Annotated in this window: 17 protein-coding genes; 8 read left to right on the top strand and 9 right to left on the bottom strand. The window is 62.6% G+C overall.

Annotation, left to right across the window (positions count from 1 at the left end):
• The first annotated feature begins 3 nt into the window (after nucleotides 1–3).
• Together ACFPN2_RS16530 and ACFPN2_RS16525 are read left to right on the top strand one after the other, a co-directional pair.
• On the top strand, nucleotides 4–546 hold the full coding sequence (locus tag ACFPN2_RS16530) for an anti-sigma factor family protein (RefSeq protein WP_380598407.1): 543 nt from the start codon (nucleotides 4–6) through the stop codon (nucleotides 544–546).
• Nucleotides 547–651: 105 nt separating this feature from the next.
• On the top strand, nucleotides 652–2,550 hold the full coding sequence (locus ACFPN2_RS16525; protein WP_380598405.1) for a potassium transporter Kup: 1,899 nt from the start codon (nucleotides 652–654) through the stop codon (nucleotides 2,548–2,550).
• A 46-nt stretch (nucleotides 2,551–2,596) separates the two neighbouring features.
• Here ACFPN2_RS16525 and ACFPN2_RS16520 read toward each other — a convergent pair whose 3' ends face one another.
• The 4 genes from ACFPN2_RS16520 to zwf form a co-directional block, all read right to left on the bottom strand.
• Nucleotides 2,597–3,169, bottom strand: a complete 573-nt coding sequence (locus ACFPN2_RS16520; RefSeq protein ID WP_380598403.1) for an ANTAR domain-containing response regulator — start codon at nucleotides 3,167–3,169, stop codon at nucleotides 2,597–2,599.
• A 76-nt stretch (nucleotides 3,170–3,245) separates the two neighbouring features.
• Nucleotides 3,246–4,235 (bottom strand): glucokinase, encoded by a 990-nt coding sequence (locus tag ACFPN2_RS16515; RefSeq protein ID WP_380598401.1) that lies wholly within the window; start codon nucleotides 4,233–4,235, stop codon nucleotides 3,246–3,248.
• A gap of 10 nt (nucleotides 4,236–4,245) precedes the next feature.
• Entirely contained in the window at nucleotides 4,246–4,947 is a 702-nt protein-coding gene (pgl, locus tag ACFPN2_RS16510; RefSeq protein ID WP_380598399.1) for a 6-phosphogluconolactonase, read from the bottom strand.
• 32 nt (nucleotides 4,948–4,979) lie between these two features.
• Nucleotides 4,980–6,440, bottom strand: coding sequence for a glucose-6-phosphate dehydrogenase (zwf, locus tag ACFPN2_RS16505; RefSeq protein WP_380598397.1), 1,461 nt, complete (start codon nucleotides 6,438–6,440; stop codon nucleotides 4,980–4,982).
• 242 nt (nucleotides 6,441–6,682) lie between these two features.
• On the opposite strand from zwf, the gene edd reads away from it, so the two are divergent.
• The gene (gene edd / locus ACFPN2_RS16500; RefSeq protein ID WP_380598395.1) at nucleotides 6,683–8,521 is read left to right on the top strand and encodes a phosphogluconate dehydratase; all 1,839 of its coding nucleotides are present in this window, start codon (nucleotides 6,683–6,685) and stop codon (nucleotides 8,519–8,521) included.
• Nucleotides 8,522–8,576: 55 nt separating this feature from the next.
• A complete protein-coding gene (gene eda, locus ACFPN2_RS16495) occupies nucleotides 8,577–9,206 on the top strand; it encodes a bifunctional 4-hydroxy-2-oxoglutarate aldolase/2-dehydro-3-deoxy-phosphogluconate aldolase (RefSeq protein WP_380598393.1) in 630 nt (209 codons plus the stop codon).
• A gap of 2 nt (nucleotides 9,207–9,208) precedes the next feature.
• Here eda and ACFPN2_RS16490 read toward each other — a convergent pair whose 3' ends face one another.
• From ACFPN2_RS16490 to ACFPN2_RS16480, 3 genes are all read right to left on the bottom strand, one after another.
• A complete protein-coding gene (locus ACFPN2_RS16490; protein ID WP_380598391.1) occupies nucleotides 9,209–12,442 on the bottom strand; it encodes a glycosyltransferase in 3,234 nt (1,077 codons plus the stop codon).
• A gap of 315 nt (nucleotides 12,443–12,757) precedes the next feature.
• On the bottom strand, nucleotides 12,758–13,546 hold the full coding sequence (locus tag ACFPN2_RS16485; RefSeq protein WP_380598389.1) for a DNA-3-methyladenine glycosylase family protein: 789 nt from the start codon (nucleotides 13,544–13,546) through the stop codon (nucleotides 12,758–12,760).
• Between the two features lie 33 nt (nucleotides 13,547–13,579).
• Nucleotides 13,580–14,176: a DUF502 domain-containing protein gene (locus ACFPN2_RS16480; RefSeq protein WP_380598387.1), complete on the bottom strand. Its 597-nt coding sequence runs from the start codon at nucleotides 14,174–14,176 to the stop codon at nucleotides 13,580–13,582.
• A 52-nt stretch (nucleotides 14,177–14,228) separates the two neighbouring features.
• Between ACFPN2_RS16480 and dacB the strand changes: the two genes are divergently transcribed.
• Nucleotides 14,229–15,656: a D-alanyl-D-alanine carboxypeptidase/D-alanyl-D-alanine endopeptidase gene (dacB, locus tag ACFPN2_RS16475; protein WP_380598385.1), complete on the top strand. Its 1,428-nt coding sequence runs from the start codon at nucleotides 14,229–14,231 to the stop codon at nucleotides 15,654–15,656.
• A 72-nt stretch (nucleotides 15,657–15,728) separates the two neighbouring features.
• Entirely contained in the window at nucleotides 15,729–16,313 is a 585-nt protein-coding gene (locus ACFPN2_RS16470; protein WP_380598383.1) for an outer membrane beta-barrel protein, read from the top strand.
• Between the two features lie 84 nt (nucleotides 16,314–16,397).
• Here the strand turns inward: ACFPN2_RS16470 and amrS are convergent, their stop codons facing one another.
• Nucleotides 16,398–17,477 carry an AmmeMemoRadiSam system radical SAM enzyme gene (gene amrS, locus ACFPN2_RS16465; protein ID WP_380598381.1) on the bottom strand — a complete coding sequence of 360 codons (1,080 nt, stop codon included), beginning with the start codon at nucleotides 17,475–17,477 and terminating at the stop codon, nucleotides 16,398–16,400.
• A 57-nt stretch (nucleotides 17,478–17,534) separates the two neighbouring features.
• Between amrS and amrB the strand changes: the two genes are divergently transcribed.
• Together amrB and amrA are read left to right on the top strand one after the other, a co-directional pair.
• Complete coding sequence (gene amrB, locus ACFPN2_RS16460; protein ID WP_380598379.1) at nucleotides 17,535–18,335, top strand: AmmeMemoRadiSam system protein B; 801 nt, start codon at nucleotides 17,535–17,537, stop codon at nucleotides 18,333–18,335.
• Nucleotides 18,332–18,889, top strand: a complete 558-nt coding sequence (gene amrA / locus ACFPN2_RS16455) for an AmmeMemoRadiSam system protein A (protein ID WP_380598377.1) — start codon at nucleotides 18,332–18,334, stop codon at nucleotides 18,887–18,889. The genes amrB and amrA overlap by 4 nt, the downstream gene beginning before the upstream one ends.
• A 1-nt stretch (nucleotide 18,890) precedes the next feature.
• Here amrA and treS read toward each other — a convergent pair whose 3' ends face one another.
• On the bottom strand, nucleotides 18,891–22,160 hold the full coding sequence (treS, locus tag ACFPN2_RS16450) for a maltose alpha-D-glucosyltransferase (RefSeq protein WP_380598375.1): 3,270 nt from the start codon (nucleotides 22,158–22,160) through the stop codon (nucleotides 18,891–18,893).
• Between the last annotated feature and the right edge of the window lie 67 nt (nucleotides 22,161–22,227).

Below are 22,227 nucleotides of genomic sequence, written 5' to 3'. Positions count from 1 at the left end.
GTTATGAAGCAGCCTAACGAACACGCCCAGTGGGACGATGCCCTCCAGGAATGGCTGGATGGCGAGCTGAACGACGCCGATAGCGCGGCGTTCGAGGCCCATTTGGCCGGCTGCGGGCTGTGTCAGCGCAGTCTGCCGGAGTTCGAGGCGCTGGATGAGGCGCTGGTCGAGGCCTCCCCGCCGCTGCAACTGGACGCCGCCTTCGATCAGAACCTGCTGGCCCGGATCGACGCCATCGACGAGAGCAAGCGGCTGGAAGCGCGCCGCCGGCTCGAGCAGGAATGGCAGCAACAGATGCAGTCGTTGAGCCGCAACTGGCGCCGAACGCTCGCTTTTGTCATTCCGGGCATCATCGGCGGCATCGTGCTCGCCGTAGCGCTCATGAGCTGGCTCGACAGCTCCGGCATCACCAGCAACCTGGTCGCCCAAGGCGCCGCGGAGCTGGGCGGCCGTTCCGTCGATTACCTGCGCCTGGGCATCACGGCGGTGGTGGGCGGGGCGCTCGGCATGGTGTTCGCCCCCTGGCTGGCCCGGCTGGCCGACTGAGCTCCGACCCTCATGTGACGTCCAGCTTCGCTGGGCTGCTCCAAATCCTCTAGAATCCCGCGCCCTTGGCAGCTGCCGCCACGCCTAGCGTGTAACAACAACATCATGGGCTTCCGCTCATCCGACGACTCCGCCGACGGTGACCGTAACGGCGCAGATCGTAAATTGGTCCTGGCAGCGCTGGGCGTGGTTTTCGGCGACATCGGCACCAGCCCGTTGTACGCGCTGCGCGAATGTTTCAATCCGGAGCACGGCATCGCCGTGAACGAGGCGAACATTCTCGGCCTGCTGTCGTTGATTCTCTGGTCGCTGGTCCTGGTCATCTCGATCAAGTACGTCGCCATCGTGCTTCGCGCCGATAACCGCGGCGAAGGCGGCGTGCTGGCACTCAGTACGCTGGTCTCCACCGCGAGCCCCAACTGGAAGGTGTGGGCACCGGTGAGCGCGGTCGGCTTGTTCGGTGCCGCGCTGTTCTTCGGCGACGGCTTCGTCACGCCGGCCATCTCGGTGTTGAGCGCGATGGAAGGCCTGACGATCGCGACCCCGAAACTCGAGCGTTTTGTATTACCCGGCGCCGTACTGATTCTGACGGCGCTGTTTCTAATGCAACGTCACGGCACGGGCGCGATGGGGCGATTGTTCGGCCCCATTACGCTGATCTGGTTCCTGACTCTCGCCGGGCTCGGCGCGAGTCACATCGCGGAATCGCCCAATGTGATCTTCGCGATCAATCCCATGTACGCCGTGCACTTCTTCATCAACAACGGCGTCATGGGCTTCGTCACTCTGTCCGCGGTGTTTCTTGCCGTGACCGGCGGTGAAGCGCTGTATGCCGACATGGGCCACTTCGGTCGCTCGCCGATCCGCAAGGCGTGGTTCCGGATCGTGTGGCCGGCGTTGATCTTGAATTACTTCGGCCAGGGCGCGCTGCTGCTCGCCGATCCCACCGCGATCAAGAATCCGTTTTATTTGCTCGCGCCGACCTGGCTGCTGCCGCTTGTAATCGTGCTGGCGACCTGTGCGACGGTGATCGCATCGCAAGCCGTGATCTCGGGCGTATTCTCGATCACGCGCCAAGCGTTGAACCTGGGCTATCTGCCACGCCTGCGCATCCTGCATTCATCGGAAGAAGAGATCGGTCAGGTGTATGTGCCGTCGGTGAACTGGCTATTGTTCGCCGGCACGCTGACGTTGATTCTCAGCTTCCGCTCCTCGAGCGCGCTGGCCGGCGCCTACGGCATCGCTATTTCCAGCACGATGCTCATCGACACCATTCTGGTGATGATGTTGCTCCGGGTCCGGATGGAGCCGCACAACCGCAAGATCATCACGCTGCTGTCGCTGATCTTGATCGTGGAGCTGGCGTTCTTCTTTTCCAACCTGCTCAAGTTCGCGCACGGCGGCTGGCTGCCCGTGGCGGTGGCCATCGGCATTTATATTTTGATGAGCACATGGCAGGAAGGCCGTCGCACGCTCGCGTGGCTGATCGCTCGCGAACAAATGCCGGTGCGCGACTTCATGACGATGATCGAAAAAGATCCGCCGACCCGCGTCGAAGGCACTGCCGTGTATCTCGCCGCCGAAGCAGGCGGCATGCCGCGCGCGTTGTTGAACAACTTGAAGTTCAACCGCGTCCTGCACAAGCGCAATGTGTTGCTCACATTCGTGCGACCGGAGGTACCGTTCGTGCCACCAGAAGAGCGCATCGAGGTTCAAAACCTCGGCGACGGCATGTGCCGGATCATCGCGCGCTACGGTTTCATGGAAACGCCCAACGTCGTCGCGGCACTGCGCGGCGCCGAAGAGAAAGGCGAACCGTACGAGCCCGACTCGACGGTGTATGTGGTCGGCCGCGAGAATCCGATCTTCACGTCGGGCTCCGGCATGCCTCTGTGGCGCAAACGATTGTTCGCGCTCATGGGCCGCAACAGCCAGCTGGCCGCCATTCACTTCGGCGTGCCGAGCCATCGGCTGCTGGAAGTCAGCAGCCTGGTGAAGCTCTAAGCGGGACAGACCTGTTCTGGTGCAATCGGCGCAGGTCGTGCACCAATCAGTTCAACAGCTCGGCCATTTCGATGACCGACTTGGCCACGTCGCCCATCCGCCGGTTGCGCTCCATCGCCATGCGCCGGAGCGTGTGATACGCCTCGTCTTCGCTCAGATTGCGCGCCTTCATCAGCAGTCCCTTGGCGCGCTCCACGAACTTCCGTTCAGCCAGCTTCTGCTGGGCGAGACCCAGCTCGCTGCGCAGACCGGCGATGTAGTCGAAGCGCGCGAGGGTGACTTGGAGAATGGCGGGAACGCGCGCCGCTTCAAGACCGTCGACCACATAGGCCGCGGCGCCGGCGCGCACGCCATTTTCAATGGTCTGCGACGAGGCGTCGGCCGCGAATACCGCGAAGGGCACGGCGCTCGGGCCCATGGCGTCGATCAAACGATCCAATAGATCCACCGACGGCGAGCGCGCCTCCAGCAGCAGCACGTCGGGTTTGCCCCGTTCCAGCGCGGGCGACAAAGCACTATCGAGGGGCAGCACTTCGGTCAGCTCATGACCGGCCAACTGCACTCCCGACCTCAGGATCTCCGCACGATCCGCGGATTCAGCGATGACGAGCACACGCACTATGCACGCTCACTTCGTTTAGTAGGAGGAACCGATGTTCCGATACCTACTGCGTTGCAATGAGTGTGCCAGGGATTCAGTCGGCTTCCAGACGCGGCCCCGGGTCGGTGAACGCGCTGGCCAGACCCAGCAGCGCCGGTAGTTCAGCGCGTATGACATACGTCGGCACGCGCGAAACGTAATCGGTGAAGCGACCCTTGTCTTCGAAGCGATCGCGGAAGCGCGAGCTGGTGAACATCGGCCCCAATCCCGGCGCGATGCCGCCACCGATATAAGCACCGCCGAGTGCACCGAGGGTGAGCACGAGGTTGCCGGCCATCGTGCCGAGCAGAGCGCAAAACATGCTGACTGTTTCAAAACACAATCGACAAGTTCCTTCCTGCGCACGCTTGGTGATCTCAGGCGGTGTGAGCACTTCAGGAATCACCCCTTCGACACCGCACAGCGCGTCGTACAACGTCACCAATCCCGGCCCGGAAATCACGCGCTCCGCCGAGACATGTGAGAAACGCTGCTGGAGCTGCTGAAGCACCGCGAGCTCACGCTCGTTCATCACGGACAATGTCACATGACCGCCCTCGCCTTGCAGCGGGATCCAGTGCTGGCCGGATGGAATCAACCCTGAAACACCCAGGCCCGTGCCCGGACCGATGACTGCAATCGGCGCGTTCGGTTGCGCTTTGCCGCCGCCGATCTGATCGAGGTCGCTGCCCTTCAAATGGCGCACGGCCATGGCGAGCGCAGTGAAGTCATTCAAGACAATGAGACGTCGCAGTTGCAGTTGTTGTCTGGTATGCGCGGCGGAGAACTGCCACACATGATTGGTCATGCGAATGATGTCGCCAGTGACCGGGCCCGCGATCGCAATCGCGGCTTCGAGCGGACGGCCGTTGACCTTGGCGCCCACCCGTTTGAGATATTCCTCGGCGGCCGAGACCAGATCGGGATAGTCGGCGCAGGCAAGCACGATCTCGTCACGACGATCCAGGCCGTCGAGCAACGCGAAGCGTGCGTTAGTGCCACCGATGTCCGCGATCATGCGCGGAGGAAGAGCTGTGCGACTCATGTGCGGCTCTTCACGGCGCCCAGTACACGTCCATGGGCACTTCCTTCTGCTGAAGCACCGAGCGCACTGGCAACTCGGCCACTGGCCCCGCCGCTTTCGCGCGCTGATAAACCTGCCACTTCGACTCCCCCTCGATATGCAAAATGATACGGCGCGAGTCCAGCAGCGCCGACAAATTCAAGCTCAGCCGCGCATGCGGCGCCGTCAGCGAGTTGATGGCCACGCAGCCCGGCTGCGCCGAGCGGTCCAGCGCCTTGCCCAGCGCCAGTGAGCCGGGGAACAGCGACGCGGTGTGACCATCATCGCCCATGCCCAGCAGCACCACGTCGAACGGGTGCGGCACCCGGGTTAACGCGCGAGTGGCCCAATCGGCACCCGCCTCGGGCGCCGGCGCCGGATTCTTCAATCCCACGAAATGCGCCGCCGCGGCCGGGCCGGTCAGCAGGGTTTCCCGCACCAGTTTTTCGTTGCTCGCAGGGTTGGCGGTCTCCACCCAGCGCTCATCCGCCAGCGTGATCCAAACCTTGGACCAGTCCAGCTTCTCGGCGCGCAGCTGCTCGAACAGCTTGGTCGGCGTGCGCCCGCCAGAGACCACCAGACTGGCCGCGCCCCGCTCCTGGATGGCCTCCTCGAGATCGACCTTGATCTCGCCCGACAGCGCGTGCGCCAAGGCCAGCGAGTCGGGAAAGCGGTGTTCGTGCACCCAGCTCATGGAGTTCTCACTGCGGCTGCTAGTACCTCGTATTACAGCTCGTTACGCCAGGCGAAGCCATCCCGACCCAGCAGCGCGCTGGCCGCGGCCGGGCCCCAGCTGCCGGCGGTATACGTTTTCGGCGCCTCGTCAGACTGGTCCCAGGCCTCGCGGATGGGATCGACCCACTGCCAGGCGGCATCCAGCTCGTCACGACGCATGAACAGGGTCAGATTGCCCTTCAACACATCGGTCAGCAGGCGCTCATAGGCGTCCAGGCGCGGCGCCTTGAAGGTCTCGGAGAAATCCAGGCTCAGATTGACCGGGCGCAGCCGCATGACCTCGCCGGGGAACTTCGCCAGCACGGTGAGCTCGATGCTTTCATCCGGCTGCAGCTGTATCACCAGGCGGTTCAGCGCCTGCGGCGTGTCCGGCCGCTCGTAGATCGACAACGGCACGTCCTCGAACGTCACCACGATCTCGGACAGCTTTTCCTGCAGCCGTTTGCCGGTGCGCAGATAGAACGGCACGCCGACCCAGCGCCACGAATCGATATCGACGCGCAAGGCCACGAACGTTTCGGTCCGGCTGTTCTCCGGCACGTCCTTTTCATCGAGATAACCGACCACCGGCTTGCCGCCGGCGGCACCGGCCTTGTATTGGCCGCGCACCGTTTTCTGCAGAACATCGCGACCTTTCAGCGGCCGCAACGCGCGTAACACTTTGAGCTTTTCATCGCGCATCGCGTCCGGATCGGACGTGGCCGGCGGCTCCATCGCGATAATGCACAGCAGTTGCAGGAGATGGTTTTGAACCATGTCGCGCAACGCGCCGGTCTCGTCATAGAAGCCGGCGCGACGCTCGACGCCGAGCTCTTCGGCGACCGTGATCTGCACGTGCTTCACGCGGCCTCGACGCCACAGCGGCTCGAACAGCGTATTACCGAAACGCAGTGCCAGCAGGTTCTGCACTGTCTCCTTACCGAGATAGTGGTCGATACGGAAGATCTGCTGCTCACTGAAGATCCGGCCGACGCGCTCATTGATCTGCGCCGAGGACGCGCGATCGTGACCGAGCGGCTTTTCCAGCACGACGCGCGAATTCGGCGTCACCAATTGATAGGTCGCGAGCCCTTCGCAAATCGGCGCAAACAAATCCGGCGCGACCGACAGGAAGAACGCACGGCCGTGATCTTCACAACCTTCGAGCTTTTTCTTCAGGCCGGCAAAGTCCTCGGGGGACGAGGCGTCGACCTTCAGATAGTCCACGTGTTGTGAAAATTCTGCCCAGCGTTTCTCGTCGTAATCCTTGCCGAGGTGGGTCTGGCAGCTGGCCTGGACTTGCGCAAGATACTCATCGCGCGACAGCTCACTGCGCGCCACGCCGAGCACGCGGGATTTGGGAGACAGGTAACCGGACGCCTTACGGCGATACAGAGCGGGCAACAGCTTGCGCATGGCGAGGTCGCCGGTGCCGCCGAACAAGACCAGATCGAAAGTCGGAAGGGGTTGCATGAATACTGACGCCTTGCAGGAAATCCTCAATCGCGCCCGCTAACTTAGCGTCCTACAGTGACACCCGCAAACAAATGGCGAGACATTCGGTGGACATTTGTTTCGGTGAGCGGTCGGGGATTCCAAAGTGGAGCACGGATGATAGCGTGAGTCCCGAGGCGATGCGCCGCGCGAGACGCTAGAATGGCCCACATGATCGAGCCGACGCCGATGATTTGTCCGCACGTGGGTATTGAGTACACATGAAGACCAGCGCACCCCTGCATGAACGCGTGCGCGCCGTAACCGAGAGGATTCGCGAGCGCAGCCAGCCCACCCGAAGTGCCTATCTGGAGCGCATGCGCGAAGCGCAGCGTAGAGATAAACCGACGCGCGCCGGCTTGTCTTGTACCAATCTGGCGCATGGCTTCGCCGCCATGGACGCGCAGGACAAAGACAAACTGCGCGTCGCCCGTTGGCCTAATTTAGCTATCGTTTCCTCTTATAACGACATGCTGTCGGCGCACCGGCCGCTGGAGCGCTATCCGGAGCTGATCAAGCTGGCCGCGCGCGAAGTCGGTGCGGTGGCTCAGTTTGCCGGCGGCGTGCCCGCAATGTGTGACGGTGTCACGCAAGGGCAGCCGGGCATGGAGCTGTCACTGTTCAGTCGTGACGTGATCGCGATGAGCACGGCGATCGCGCTTTCTCACAACATGTTCGATGCCACGCTGTGTCTCGGCGTGTGCGACAAGATCGTGCCGGGCTTGTTGATGGGCGCGCTGACCTTCGGTCACCTGCCCACGATCTTCGTGCCGGGCGGTCCGATGACCTCGGGCATTCCGAACAAAGAAAAGGCGCGCATTCGACAACTGTTCGCGGAAGGTAAGGTTGGTCGCGACGCGCTGCTCGAATCGGAAGCGCAGAGTTATCACTCGCAAGGCACGTGCACGTTCTATGGCACAGCCAACAGCAATCAAGTGCTGATGGAAGTGATGGGCCTGCACCTGCCGGGCGCGGCCTTCGTCACTCCGAACACTCCGCTGCGCGACGCGCTCACGAGCGCCGCCGCTCGACGTGCCGCGCAGATCACGGCGCTGGGGGATGAGTATCTGCCGTTGAGCGAGACTGTCGATGAGCGAGCGATCGTGAATGCGATCGTCGGCCTGCTCGCGACCGGCGGCTCGACCAACCATACATTGCACCTGGTGGCCATGGCACGCGCTGCCGGCATCAATATCAATTGGGACGATTTCAGCGAGCTGTCCGAGATCGTGCCGTTGCTGGCGCGGATTTATCCGAACGGCGCCGCCGACGTGAATCACTTCCATGCCGCCGGCGGCATCGGCTTCCTGATTCGCGAATTGATCAGCTCGGGGTTGTTACATCAGGACACGATCACCGTGGTCGGTCAGGGCCTCGAGGCTTATACGCGCGAGCCGTGGCTGTCTCCGGACGGCCTGCAATGGCGGCCCGCGCCCGAACACAGCGGCGACCGCGAAGTGCTGCGGCCGATCACCGATCCCTTCGGCGCGGATGGCGGACTGAAGGTGTTGCGTGGAAATCTGGGGCGCGGCGTGATCAAGACCTCGGCGATCCAGCCTCAGCATCGCGTCGTCGAAGCGCCTGCGCGCGTCTTCAACGATCAGGAAGATGTGATCAAAGCGTTCAAGGCCGGCGAGCTGGCACGCGATTGCGTGGTCGTGGTTCGTTATCAGGGCCCGCGCGCCAATGGCATGCCGGAGCTGCATCAGCTGACGCCGACGCTCACGTCTCTGCAGAGCAAAGGCTTTAAAGTCGCGCTCGTGACGGACGGCCGCATGTCCGGTGCATCCGGCGCCGTGCCGGCGGCGATTCATATGACACCGGAATGTCTCGCCGGCGGGCCGCTCGAAAAAGTGCAGGACGGCGATATCATTCTTCTGGACAGCTACACCGGCGTCCTCGAAGTGAAGGTGTCCGAAGCGGTGCTGCGCAGTCGGGTCGTGCCCAAGCCGGATTTGAGTCACAACGGTTTCGGCATGGGCCGGGAATTGTTTGCTACGTTCCGGGCAGTGGCCGGCGACGCCGAGGCCGGCGCGGCTTCCGTTTACGGCGGAACTTGACGCAGGCGCCCTCTGACCATTCATTAGTCACCAGTCATCAGTCACTTCTTTTCTCATGAACATTCGCTCCATTCTCGCGCTCGCTCCTGTTATTCCCGTGCTCACCATCGAGCACATCGATCACGCCGTGCCGCTCGCCCGTGCGCTCAGCGCTGGCGGTCTGCGCGTGTTGGAAGTCACTTTGCGTACGCCGGCGGCTTTGCCTGCGATTGAGGCGATGCGTAAATCTGTGCCGGATGCGGTGGTGGGCGTGGGGACGCTCGCTCGTCCGGGCGATTTCGTGACGGCCGGAAATGCAGGTGCGCAGTTCGGTGTGAGCCCCGGACTGACTGCAGAGATGGCCTCGGCCGCGCGTGCGGCCTCGTTCCCGATGCTGCCCGGGATCATGACGCCGACGGAATTGTTGGCCGGCTTGGGTTGGGGCTATGACACGTTCAAATTGTTTCCTGCCCAGCAGGCCGGGGGCGTCGCGATGCTGAAGGCGCTCGGCGCGCCGTTCCCTGAAGTCGTGTTCTGCCCGACCGGCGGCATTTCTCGTGCAACGGCCCCGGAGTTTTTAGCCCTGCCGAATGTGGCGTGCGTCGGTGGGTCGTGGGTTGCGCCGACGGATAAGATTCGGGCGGGAGATTGGGCTGCGATTGAGCAGCTTGCAAAGGACGCTTCGTCGCTCGCGAAGACGAAGTAGCGTTACTCGCCGTTCGCCGCGCGCTTCGGTTCGACCTGAGGCTCGGGCAGCAACGCTAGCTCGTCCGCTTCAGGTGCCGGCTTGGAGATCAGCGACAGGGTTTGAGTGTCGCTGAGCTCATCGGGCTTGGCGGGCTTAGCCGACTTGGCCGGTTCAGCCTTCGCCTTCGTTTCAGGCTTTGCGGTGTCCGTGCGCTGCATGGCCTGCCACTCGCCTGTCGCGAGCAACGTCAGCTCGCCGAATTCAGTCATGCTGCCGTTCGCAATCGGCTGCTCTTTCGGCTCGCTGCTCGCCGATACCGCCTTGGACTGAGGCACATCGACCGTCGCCTTCACCGCCGGAGCTGGCGAGACAGCCGGCTTGGAATCGGCCGGCGACATGAAGGCCTCCAAGTCGAAGTCCAGATTGGACACATCGATCTTGGAAACATCGGGCTTGGCCAGGTCGATCTTGGAAGCTGCGGGCTTGAAAACATCGGACTTACCAAGGTCGATGTCGGAAGCCGCGAGCTTGAAAGCATCGGACTTGGCAGGGACGCTGTTAGAAGCAGTGGGCTTGGAAACATCGAGCTTGGCAAGGTCGATGCTGGGAGCACCGGACTTGGTAGCAACGGGCTTGGCAATGTCGATGCTGGAAGCCTCGCGTTTGGAAGCCGCCGAACTGGCCGCCTCGATGTTGGAAGCAGCGATCTTGGAAACATCGGGCTTGGCAAGGTCGATGCCGGTAGCACCGGACTTGGCGATGTCGATGCTGGTAGCACCGGACTTGGCGATGTCGATACTAGAAGCCGCGGGCTTGGAAGCCGCTGACTTGGCAAGGTAGATGTCAGAAACTGCCGGTTTGGGCGCTGCCTTGGCAACATCCGCGAGGTCCTTGCCGGACAGCGCGGCCTTGGCCAGATCCTCGGCCAATGTGCCTAGCGGCTGTGTGCTGCTGAGGTCGACTTTCCGTTTTGCGGTCGTCGAGGAAACATCGACGGCCTCGGGAATTTTTAACGCAGCCAGACCTGCCTGCGTGCCTTCCGGCAACGATTCGAGCGGCTGCGTGCCGGCGAGATCCGCTTTGGCTGCGGCCTTCGCGACAGCGGGTGGCATCGATACTGCGGCTTCGGGTGCAGTCGATACCGCGGCCTCGGGCGAAGTCGGCTTCGACAACACGGCATCAACCGAGAGCGGCAGGGACTCCAGCAACGTCGCGGACTCAAGCAAGGTCGCGGGCTCAAGCAACGTCGCCGGCTCAAGCAAGGTCGCGGGCTCAAGCAAGGTCGCGGGATCAGCAGAAGCCGGGACTGTCGCGGGCGGACGAGTCAGAGGCGTCGACACCGGCGGTTGCGTAGTCGAAGTCGTCGCGGGCGGACGCGTCGCAGGCGCGGATACCGGCGGTTGTGTAATCGAACTCGTCGCGGGCGAACGCGTCGCAGGCGCGGACACCGGTGGTTGCGTAGTCGAAGCCGTCGCGGGCGGGCGCGTGGTCGACACGGGCGGTCGGGTCACGGCGGACGCAGCCTTCGGCGCAGCCGTGGGCCGCGGGGCTGGGGCAATTGGTTGAAGCGCGGCCATGCGCGCAGCTTTCAGCGCAGCCTGTTTCGCCGCATCCGGCTGAGGCGCGGCCTGCGCCGGGGACGGCGTAGACTTCTTCGCACCTGAAGGCGCATTAGAAACACGCGGTGGCGGCGGAGGCGCCTCGACTTCCAATAACTCTTGTGACAACAACTCTTCCGAATCGTCAGCCACGCCGCGCGCCCGCTCGGTCATCGGCGACTCGGAGCTGAGCGCCTTGACGCGCTGGCTCTCGAACACTTCCAACACGTCACCGACGGACTGGCTCGCGGCGACCTTCGCCTCGACCTCGGCCTCGCGCTTGGCGCGTTCCTGTTCCTGCTCGAGACGCCACTTGGGCAATTCTTCCGGCTGGCGCTCAGTCACCCGGGATTCCAGCGAATCCGGATCGGACAAGTCGACAACGGTGATCGGCTTGCGCTTGCTGGCATTCATTTCCGCTTCGGTCGGCAACGCCGGCGGCACGGTCAGCGCCGCATCGATCTCCGGTGCGGGCAGATCCTTGGTGACCAGCGACTGCCGGCCGATCAAATCGTAATAGAGCTGCAAATATTTCTGCAGCGAGCGCACGTACACATAGTTGGCCAGCGCGTGTTTGCGCGCACCCTGCGCCATATGAGTCCGCTTCTCAGGCGTCAGCTGCATGACGCGAGTGATGCCTTTGATGAAGGCCGCCGGGCTGCCCGGCTCGATCGCGACACCATGCTGGCCGATCAATTCACCTTGAGCGCCGATGCCGGTAGCAACCACGGGCACACCGCACAGCATCGCCATGACGACATTCATGCGCGCCTGATCGTTGACCGCGCTGGAGCAAACGACGTCGCAGGCGTTATACAAACCGTTGATATCGGACCATTCGCCGAGCAGATGTACGCGAGTCGACAGCGCACCGCCGCCGACCAGCGCCATCAACGGCGCATTGCCCTTCTGCACGCCGTGCCCCGCGAGCACCAGCGCAATGTTTGGATTCGTCTTGATCAACTCGCCGATCGCCCGGATCAACGTCGTATGGTCGGATTCGGCCTGGAACGGTGCGACCATGCCAACCACGAACGCTTCGCCCGGCAGGCTCAGCTCTTCGCGCAGCTTGCGGCGGGCGGCGAAATCCGGTTTGAAGCGCGTCGCATCCACGCCCGGCGGAACGGTTTCATGACCGCCATCCGGGAAGCCGACGCGGCGATGTTGAGAAGCCCCGGACTCAGACGCATAAACGATCCGATCGGCGCGCGTGGAAAATTTGGCGGCGTACTTGAGTTTCTGCTTATCGATGAAGCCTGCGTTCTTCGCGAGCGGCGTCGTATCGGACACGCTCCACACCAGGCGCGGCTTCCACTCGCAACGCTTACGAAGCAGCGTCGATATCACTTGCGCCGTGTGGCCCCACGCCTGAATCACGTCCGGGCGGAAGTTACGCGTGGACTGCACCAGCTCCTGGAACGCTTTCGGCGAGAAACGTTTGCGCGACAGCGCCAGATCGAACGTGGGCACGCCGTTCTGACGAAGCACAGCAGAAGGCACGGCACCGGGAGACAGACACGCGACCTGCGCCTTCACGCGCTGCCGAGGCAAGCGCGTCAGCAGCGGCATGAACAGCGAAGGCTGCAAGGCGCTGGCGACGCCGCCGGCGCTCACCAGATGCAACACGCGTATTTGTCGAAAGTTGGCGTCGGACACGACCAGACCGTCGCTCGGAGTCCTGTTACGGAGTGAATGACGAAATCGTAACAGTAGTCCGATTCAATGCGCGCGAGGCAGAGTGTGAAATTGTTAAACCCGCCACAGTTCGTGTGACAGTGCGCAGGTGACAAGAATTGGCAGGTACCGGCCAGGATTTGGCAGGTCGAGAGCGCCATCACAAACACAGCACGCGCAAGGCCGGGGATGAGCTGTTTCAGGGCGTTTTTACTGCAGCCCCTTGCAGGCCGGTCCTGCGCGTCCCTGCGCCCCCGGCATTCGGGCATCCTGCCCAGCAAAGTTTCGCCGGTCGACTCAGGGAGCGACCGCCCACAGATAGATGGCCGCGTAGGCCCGCATCGGCCGCCACGCTTCAGCCAGCTTGAGCAGCTCGGCGGGCGTTTCCACCTTCGCGGCACGGATCAATCCGATATCGGACGCGGGAAACGCATCCCGATCGCGGCCCAAACGAATCGCCAGATACGAGCGCGTCCACGGCCCGAAGCCCGGCAATGCTTGTAACGCCGCATCCACTTGCGCCCAGGACTGCGAGAAATCCACTCGTCCATCGACGAGCGCCTGCGCGAACGATTGCAACGCTGCCGCCCGCTTGCCGGGCATGCCCATGTTGGAAACATCCGCCGCGACCACACACTCCGGCGTGATCGAGTCACATCGTTCCACCAGGCGTCGCATCAGCGTGCCCGCGGCGGCGACCGTCACTTGTTGTCCGAGAATGGTTCGAATGCAAAGCTCGAACGGCGACCACGCGCCCAGCGGCCGCATGCCGGGCAAATTGGCGAGGCGTTGCTTGAGCGGCTTCGAGCGATGCAAATGCTGATGAATCAGCTCGTGGTCATGTTCGACGTCGAACAACCTCGACGCCGCCGCCAATGTTTCATCGGCGTTGACCCGCCCGGTCGCGCTCACGATCAATCGAGACGGCCTGGCCTCGTACTCAACCGTGACGGTCCGCTTGCCGACCAGGCGCTGATAGCGCCCACCCTCGACGGATTCGAACGTGGGCGTGAGACGATGTGAGTAGTAGTCCAGCAGCACCTGCCAGGGAAACGGCGTGCGGACCGGGATGTCACCGATGAGCATTCGCCCAGCCTAGCTGCAAACCATGACAGGGCCCTATCCGTTTCCTGCGGCCGGCTGACTCGTCACGCCGCCGATGAGCACCAGGCGCATGGCCTCTTCCACCGACAGCTCGGTCTCGCGCAGCTCGTCCTTGTTCAGATACAAGGTGTAGCCGCCGATCTGATAACTCATGGGAAAGTACACCGCGACCAGATCCTCGTTGGGGCCGAACAGCTTCGGGTTGAGCTGTTCCTCGGTGACGAAGCCGATCAGCTGCGCGGTGCCGAAGCGCCACAGCACGACGCGCTTCAGGTCGCGGCCTTTGCCGCCGGCCGGCAGGAAGCGGCTGAAGTCCTTGAAGGCGCCGAAAATGGTCTTGACGATGGGGATGCGCGCCAGGATCGATTCGCCGTAGCGAAACAGCCGCCGCACGATGTATGCGTCGACCAGCAAGCCGACGATCAGGATCAGCAGGAAGGCGGCCAGCAGCCCGAGCCCCGGCCAATAGCGATCCTCCGGCAACAGGGCGCGCAGCGGGCCGCCCAGCACCGACTCGGCGGCCGAGGCCAGCCAGAACACGACGTAGACGGTGAGCGCCAGCGGCAGCACCGCCGCCAGGCCTTTCAGAAAGGTATTCCACAATCGCCGCATCGTCGAAGCCCGTAAGTCACCGCCGAGGGAGCGCGAAGTATACTCGCCGCCGATGCTCAAACCTCTCGTCGCGCTGGCCGCGCTCGTCGCCGTTGTATTTCACCCGCTCGCGCTGGCCCGCGACTCGCAGCTGCCGCCGGCGGTTCTGCGTGTCATGAATAACGTCGGCATCCCGGCCAAAGGTGTCAGCATCTATGTGCGCGACGCCAACACCAACGAGGTGGTGCTCGGGATCAACGACAACCAGCCCCGCAGCCCGGCCTCGGTGATCAAGGTACTGACCACCTATGTAGCGCTGGACTCGCTGGGCCCGAGCTACACCTGGAAGACGCGCGCCTACGCCAATGGCGCCCTGGCCAACGGCGTGTTGAACGGCGATCTGTTCGTGGTCGGCGGCGGCGATCCGTACATGACCTCGGAGCACTGGTGGCGCTTCGTGCAGAGCCTGCGCGAGCAGGGGCTGGCCAAGATCACCGGCGACTTCGTCGTCGATCGCAGCTACTTCGCGCCCGCCGAAGGCACTCGCGGCGAGTTCGACTCGCAACCGTTCCGCAGCTACAACGTGTTGCCCGATGCGTTGATGGTGAACTTTCAAACGTCGCGCTTCACGCTCATCACCAACGAGCAGCGCGGACGGCCGCTGATCCTGGTCAATCCTCTGCCCGTCAACCTCGACTTGCAGAATCAAGTGCGACTGGTGGGCGGCAAGTGCTACACCTCCGGCGTCACCTTCAGCACGCCCGATCCCATCGATCATCCGAACACCGTCGTGGTCGGCGGCACGTTGCCAACGTCCTGCGGCACTTACACCATCGGCCGCGCCATCATGACGGCGCCCGACTATGCGTACGGCACGTTCCGCACCTTGTGGACTCAATCCGGCGGCGCGATGGACGGCGAGATGCGGATAGAGCCGTTGCCTGCCAGCGCGAAGCTGATCTATGAGCACGAGTCGATGTCGCTCGCCGAGATCATCCGACTGGTGAACAAATATTCCAACAACGTCATGGCGCGGCATCTGATGCTGACGCTCGGCGCGGAGAAGTATGGTCCTCCTGCCACGGTCGAGAGCGGTCGCAATGCCGTTAGATTGTGGCTGACGAATCGTGGCATCAACATGCCGGGCTTCGTGCTCGACAACGGCTCCGGCTTATCGCGCGCCGAGCGAGTGACCGCACGCGGTCTCGGCGAAATGTTGGATATGGCGTGGCACAGCCCGTTCATGCCGGAGTTCGCCGCGTCGCTGCCGTTGTCCGCGACCGATGGAACTTTACGCAATCGGTTCAAATCGCCCGGCATGCAAGGACGCATTCGTTTGAAGACCGGCCATCTCGACAACGTCAGCGCGCTCGCGGGTTTCGTCAACGCCGCCTCGGGAAAAACTTATGTCGTGGTGATCATGGTCAATCATCCCGGGGCGCAGGGAGGATCGGGAGAAGCCGTTCATGCAGAATTGATACGCTGGGTGTTTGGCCAGTAGCGCACGCGCATCAGGGAACTGCCGCAGCAAACAAGCGTTTGGCACACAGTAGTTGCAAAACGGAGTGTGTGCATGAATCGCGCAATTATCGCGGCGACGGTGTTGGCATTGAGTTCCGGGGCTGCTTACGCGGCGCCTGAGAACGATGAAGGTTTTTACATCGGCGGCGGCGTCGGTCAATTCAACATCGAGGTTGAGGGGCTCGATACATTCGACGATGCGCTGCGCACGCTGGACGACGATGACACGGCCTGGCAGGCATTCATCGGCTGGCGCCTGAATCCATACATTTCGCTGCAGGCAGCGTATGTCGATTTCGGCGGACCGGAAGACGATTTCACCAGCAGCGCCGGCGATCACGGAAAGTTCCGCGCTCAGCTCTCAGGCTTTGCCCCTTCGATCATCGGTACCCTGCCACTGGGTCCCGTGGAACTTTCCGCCAAGCTCGGCTACTACATCTACGATCTGAAACTCTCCGGCGACATCGACGATCCGGAGCTGAATCGGAGCGATAGTGGCGAGGATGTGATGTATGGCGTCGGTGTCGGTGCGACCTTCTTCGATCGTCTGCACGCCAAGCTCGAGTACGAGAAGATCGAGCTCGATCGCGCCGAAGATTCGAACGCCCTGTGGCTGACCGGACAATGGCGCTTCTGAGGATAGGTTCGAAAGGACGGTCTAGAGCGACCGGAAGCACCATGGGGGCCCGCCGATGACAACATCGGCGGGCTTTTTATTTCTTCAGCGAGCCATCGCGGCCAGGCGCACGGGCATGCGTTTCGCGCCCCACTTACCGGCCGCCCCTTTGAATACGCCGGGCAGCTGCATGCCACAGTGCAAACATTTGCCGCCGACATCGAGCCGCCACTCGCCCAGCTCGTACCAGTCGCGCTCGATCACGCGCTTGCCGCAGCCAACGCAGTAGGTGCTCGCGCCGGCGGGATCGTGCACGTTGCCGGTGTAGACGTAGTGCAGTCCATTCGCCCGTGCAATGTTTCTTGCACGGGTCAAAGTCGCGGCCGGTGTATGCGACTTGTCCATCATCTTCCAATCCGGATGGAACGCGGTGAAGTGCAGCGGCACATCAGGACCGAGCTTGTCCATGACCCAGCGGGTCATCTGGTCCAGCTCGGTGTCCGAGTCGTTCTCGTCGGGAATCAGCAGCGTGGTGATCTCGAACCACACCGACGTTTCATGCTTCAGATACTCGAGCGTCTCGAGCACCGGCGCCAACTCGGCACCGCAGATCTTCTTATAAAAGCGTTCGGTGAATCCTTTGAGGTCGACGTTCGCGGCGTCCATGTGTTTGTAGAACTCGGCGCGTGGCGTGGGACTCATGTAGCCCGCCGTCACCGCCACGCTCTTCACGCCGGCTTCGCGGCACGCGTCAGCGACGTCCATCGCGTATTCCATGAACACGACCGGATCGTTGTACGTGTAGGCGACGCTGGAACATCCGAGTTGCTTGGCGGAGGCGGCCAGCATCTCCGGCGTGGCTCGATCCGCGAGCGTGTCCATCTCGCGCGACTTGCTCATGTCCCAGTTCTGACAGAACTTGCAGGCGAGGTTGCAGCCGGCGGTGCCGAACGACAGCACCGACGTGCCTGGCAGGAAATGATTCAGCGGCTTTTTCTCGATGGGATCGACACAGAAACCGCTCGAGCGGCCATAGGTGTAGAGCTTGACCTCGCCGCCTTCGACGCCGCGCACGAAACAAAGGCCGCGCTGACCTTCATGCATGCGGCATTCACGGGGACAGACGTCGCACTGAACGCGTCCATCCTCCAGAGCATGCCAATGGGTGGTGGGATGAGCTTTCATCGTAGTCGGGACCGGCGTATACACATTATCGCCCCTCAACCCTCGGTGGGAAACGCAGTGAGCACGAAGGTTCGACCGCCCGCCGTCGCCGGACTGTTTTATCCGGGCGATCCGGAACAGCTGCGCGATGTGGTATCGGAGTATTTAGCACAAGCACCTACCGTCGCAGGCCCAGTGCCGAAAGCTCTGATCGTGCCGCATGCGGGATATATCTATTCAGGCGTCATCGCTGCCGCGGCGTACTCGCACGTCGCACATCGACGTAGGCAAATCCGTCGCATCGTGCTCATCGGCCCCAGCCATCGCGTCTACCTGCGCGGTATGGCCGTGCCCTCGGCCGAAGTCTTTCAGACGCCGTTAGGTATGGTGCCCGTGGATCGCGAACTCAAGGCACGCGTGCTCGAACAAGAGCACGTCGTCGAATCCGATTCGCCTCATGCGAGCGAGCATAGCCTGGAGGTGCAGCTGCCGTTCTTACAAATGATGTTCGATGATTTCACGCTGCTACCCGTCGCGCTGGGCTCGGCCTCGCCGCCGGCCGTGGCCGCTGCGCTCGCGGACGTTTGGGGCGACGAGGAAACGCTGGTGCTGGTGAGTTCCGATCTCAGTCATTACTTGCCTTACGACGAGGCGCGCAGCGCCGACGCGGAAACGAGCACTGCGATCCTGCGTAACGACGCGACACTCACCGGTGAGCAAGCCTGCGGTTGCATAGGCATCAATGGCCTCACGTTTCTCGCCCGGCAGCGAGACGCCCGCATCGAAGAAATCGCCCGCTGCAACTCCGGCGATACCGCAGGCGATCGCAATCGAGTGGTGGGCTATGGCGCATTCGCGCTACATGAGTCGGTGGCATGAGTCTCAGCCCCGCGCAACGCGCCGAGTTGCTGTCATTGGCACGCACATCGATTGAAGCGTCCCTGCCCACTGGTGAACGAGCACCGTACGACGGGCCGCCGCTGCACGCAGGCTTGACTCGACTCGGCTCGTCGTTTGTCACGTTGCGCGTCGGCGACGACCTGCGCGGCTGTTGCGGCAGTATCGAAGCAACGCGTCCGCTGCATCTGGATGTTTGGAACAACGCGTATGCGTCCGCCTTCGCCGATCCGCGATTCCCCGCACTCACGCCGGCCGAGTGGAGCGACACGGGCATCGAGATCTCCGTACTGAGCGAGCCCGAACGTTGTGAGGTGCGGAGTGAAGCGGAGTTGCTGGAGGTGTTACGCCCCGGCATCGATGGTGTGATTCTGCAGACGGGCGCGAGACGCAGCACGTTTCTACCGGCGGTCTGGGAGCAACTGCCGAGCCCGCGCGACTTCATTCGTCATCTGAAGTTGAAAGCCGGATGGCCGGCGGACTTCTGGCCACCCGACATGCAGGTGTGGCTCTACACCACGGAAAGTTTCGGCTAGCTCATTCGAACGAGACGGTCAGCTGTGCATACAACGCCTCGACGGCCGCGAGCAGCATTTCGGGCCGACGCTCCAGTTCATGACGTAGCGCCTGCACGGCCCGGATGACCATGAACAGTTTCAGCAGTCGCTGCGTGCTGGACTCGTTGCTCGGCAGAATGCCCGACTCGATCACGCCACGCCGGTAGCCCATCAAGAAGGCCCGAGTCGTCAGCAGCTGCCATTGCGCGAACTCGGGCTCGAGCCGTTCGCGCAACTCGGGTCGATGCGTGACGGCGTGATCCAGCGCCACGGTGTGCGCGTACTGGAACGACAGCAACACGCTCGCCACGTCGTGCAATGGAGAATCTTTCTGACGCCGCTCTTCCAGCGGCAACCTCGTGTCGCCTTCAAAGCCCGTCACCAGGAAGTCATCCGCGGCGAGCATCACTTTGGCGAGATGCAAGTTGCCGTGGATGCGAGTGCGAAGACCGTCGATCGGCGTGGCGGTCAGTTCGCGAATGTAAGCAAACAATCGCTCACGGGCATTGATCAGCTGTTCGGCTCGCGCACGCACGCCCTCTGCCAACGTGGGCAGGCGCTGACTGAGCACATTGAGCACCGCCTCGGCATCGAACTGCACGGCGCTATACCAGCGCGATAAATCCTGCGAACGAATCGGTTCCGGCGCGAAGGCCACATCGGTGGCGCGCGACAGAATCATATGCATGTCGCCGATCCGCCGACCCAAGGTCTGCATCTGCGTCGTGAACAACGCATGCGGCGCCTCTGGCACATTCGCATCCTGCGACGAGAGCAAGCTGGCATGGCGATCGAGATGGTTGAGCGCGTAATTCCACACGTCGCCCTGATTGCGCACATAGCCGAACAGCGACACCAGCACCGTCGGCGTCTCATCCTCCCACACGATATGCCCCAGCATCGGCGCGATGGCTTTGAAGCCGGCGTCGGTGAGCAGCCGTGACATTTCCAGATCGGGATGGGGCCCGGACTCGGCACGCCGATAGGCCTTCAGGAACAGCACTTCGTCGATGACGATATTGGTGTTGGTGGGCTCGGTGCCCACGTGACGGACATTCTGCAGATCCGGCTCGGGCAATTCCGGCAATGGCGTGCTCGCCTCGAAGCGCAGCTGACCGCCAGCGAACGGCAGAGTCGCACGCTTCGCCATGTTCTGGATCAACGCGAGACAGAAGATCGGATCGGCGAAGGCGTCGATCATCACGCCGACACGCGCGTGCTCACGAACCTTGGCGAGCGTCCACTCCGCCGTCTTCAGCACATTGTCGACACCGTCGTCCCAGCCAATGGTGAGCGGCATGATGTATCGATGCCGACCGGCCGGACCGTCCACATCGACGAAGCAGATCAAGTATGAACGCTGCTCGTAGCGCCACAGCGAGCGCGGCCCGAGATGCACCGATGCGATCTCACTGCGACGATGTGAGAACCAGCCCCGCGCACCGATGAATTCCGGCAACACTTCGCTTTCCAGCTGTTGCAAGGTCCGGCGCATCAGCCCACCGCTCGCCGCCTTGGTGACTTCAGCGAGGAAGGTTGCGAGCCCTTCCGTCAACACCAGCACAGGCAACTCCGTGGCAGGCAAACGCTCGACATGCCAGGTCGGCGGCGACGCCGACTCGCTCAACTGCAGCCAGAAGAACCCGTGCGCGGGCAGTGTGAGGAAGTAAGGCAAGTCTCCAATCGGTGGAAACGCGTTACGTCCGAGCATCTCCACCGGCACGCGACCTTTGTACTTCGACAGATCCAGCTCCACCGCCTGCGCCGTTTGCGACAGGTTCGCGACGCATAGAATCATTTCCGAGCCGCAGCTGCGCACGTACGCGATGATCTTACGATTCTGCGGCCTCACGAACTCCAGCGAGCCGCGACCGAAACATTGGAACTGACGTCGTACGGCCAGCAGGCGTCGTGTCCAGTTCAGCAGGGACGATGGATCGCGACTCTGCGCTTCCACGTTCACCGCTTGATAACCATAGATCGGATCCATGATCACCGGCAGATACAAACGCTGCGGATCGGCGCGCGAGAAACCGGCGTTGCGGTCGATGCTCCATTGCATCGGCGTGCGCACGCCGTTGCGGTCGCCGATGTAGATGTTGTCGCCCATGCCGATCTCGTCGCCGTAATAAATGATCGGCGAGCCGGGCATGGACAGCAGCAGACTGTTCATCAGCTTGATGCGATCGACGTCGTTACCGAGCAGGGTCGCGAGACGACGGCGAATGCCGACGTTCACCCGCATGCGCGGCTCGGCGGCGTACATCTTGTACATGTAGTCGCGCTCGCGATCGGTGACCATCTCCAGGGTCAGCTCATCGTGATTGCGCAGGAAGATGGCCCACTGACAATTGTCGGGGATGTCCGGCGTCTGTCGAATGATCTCAGCGATGGGATAACGATCTTCGAGCGCCACCGACATGAAGATGCGCGGCATCAGCGGGAAGTTGTATGCCATGTGGCATTCATCGCCGTCGCCGAAATACTCGCGCACATCCTCAGGCCATTGATTGGCCTCGGCGAGGAACATGCGGCCGGTGTAACTCTCGTCCATCGCGGCCCGCATGCGCTTCAGCACCGCGTGCGTCTCGGGCAGATTCTCGTTGTTCGTGCCCTCGCGCACGCACAGGTAGGGAATCGCGTCGAGCCGCATGCCGTCAACGCCCATGTCCATCCAGAAGCGCATCACCTGGACCACCGCCTCGACCACTTCGGGATTGTTGTGGTTCAGGTCCGGCTGATGCGAGAAGAAGCGATGCCAGTAGTACTGGCGCGCCACCGGGTCCCAGGCCCAGTTCGAGGATTCGGTATCCGTGAAGATGATGCGCGTGCCGGCGAGCTTCTTGTCGTCGTCGCTCCATACGTAGAACTCGCGCTCGCGCGAGCCCGGCGCCGCGAGTCGGGCCGCCTGAAACCAGGGGTGCTGGTCGGAAGTGTGGTTGATGACCAGCTCGGTGATGACCTTCAGGCCGCGCCGGTGCGCTTCGTCGATGAACTGGCGGAAGTCCTCGAGCGTGCCGTAGTCGGGATGAACGTTGGTGTAATCCGCAATGTCGTAGCCGTCGTCGCGTAGCGGCGACGGATAGAACGGCAGCAGCCAGATGGTGTTGACGCCCAGCTCTTGAATGTAGTCGAGCTTTTGCGCCAGGCCGGCGAAATCGCCGATGCCGTCGCCATTGGCGTCCTGGAACGCCTTGACGTGCATCTGGTAGATGATGGCGTCCTTGTACCAAAGCGGATCGTCGCTCATGTTCTGGCGCTTGTACGAGCTCGAGGGTCGATGGGTTCAAACGCACCGGACCGGTTGTCGGGTTCCC

The sequence above is a fragment of the Steroidobacter flavus genome (assembly GCF_042651805.1).
Classification (GTDB): domain Bacteria; phylum Pseudomonadota; class Gammaproteobacteria; order Steroidobacterales; family Steroidobacteraceae; genus Steroidobacter; species Steroidobacter flavus.
Note: the sequence above shows the minus strand (reverse complement) of the source record. Positions and strands in the feature narration are given on the sequence as shown.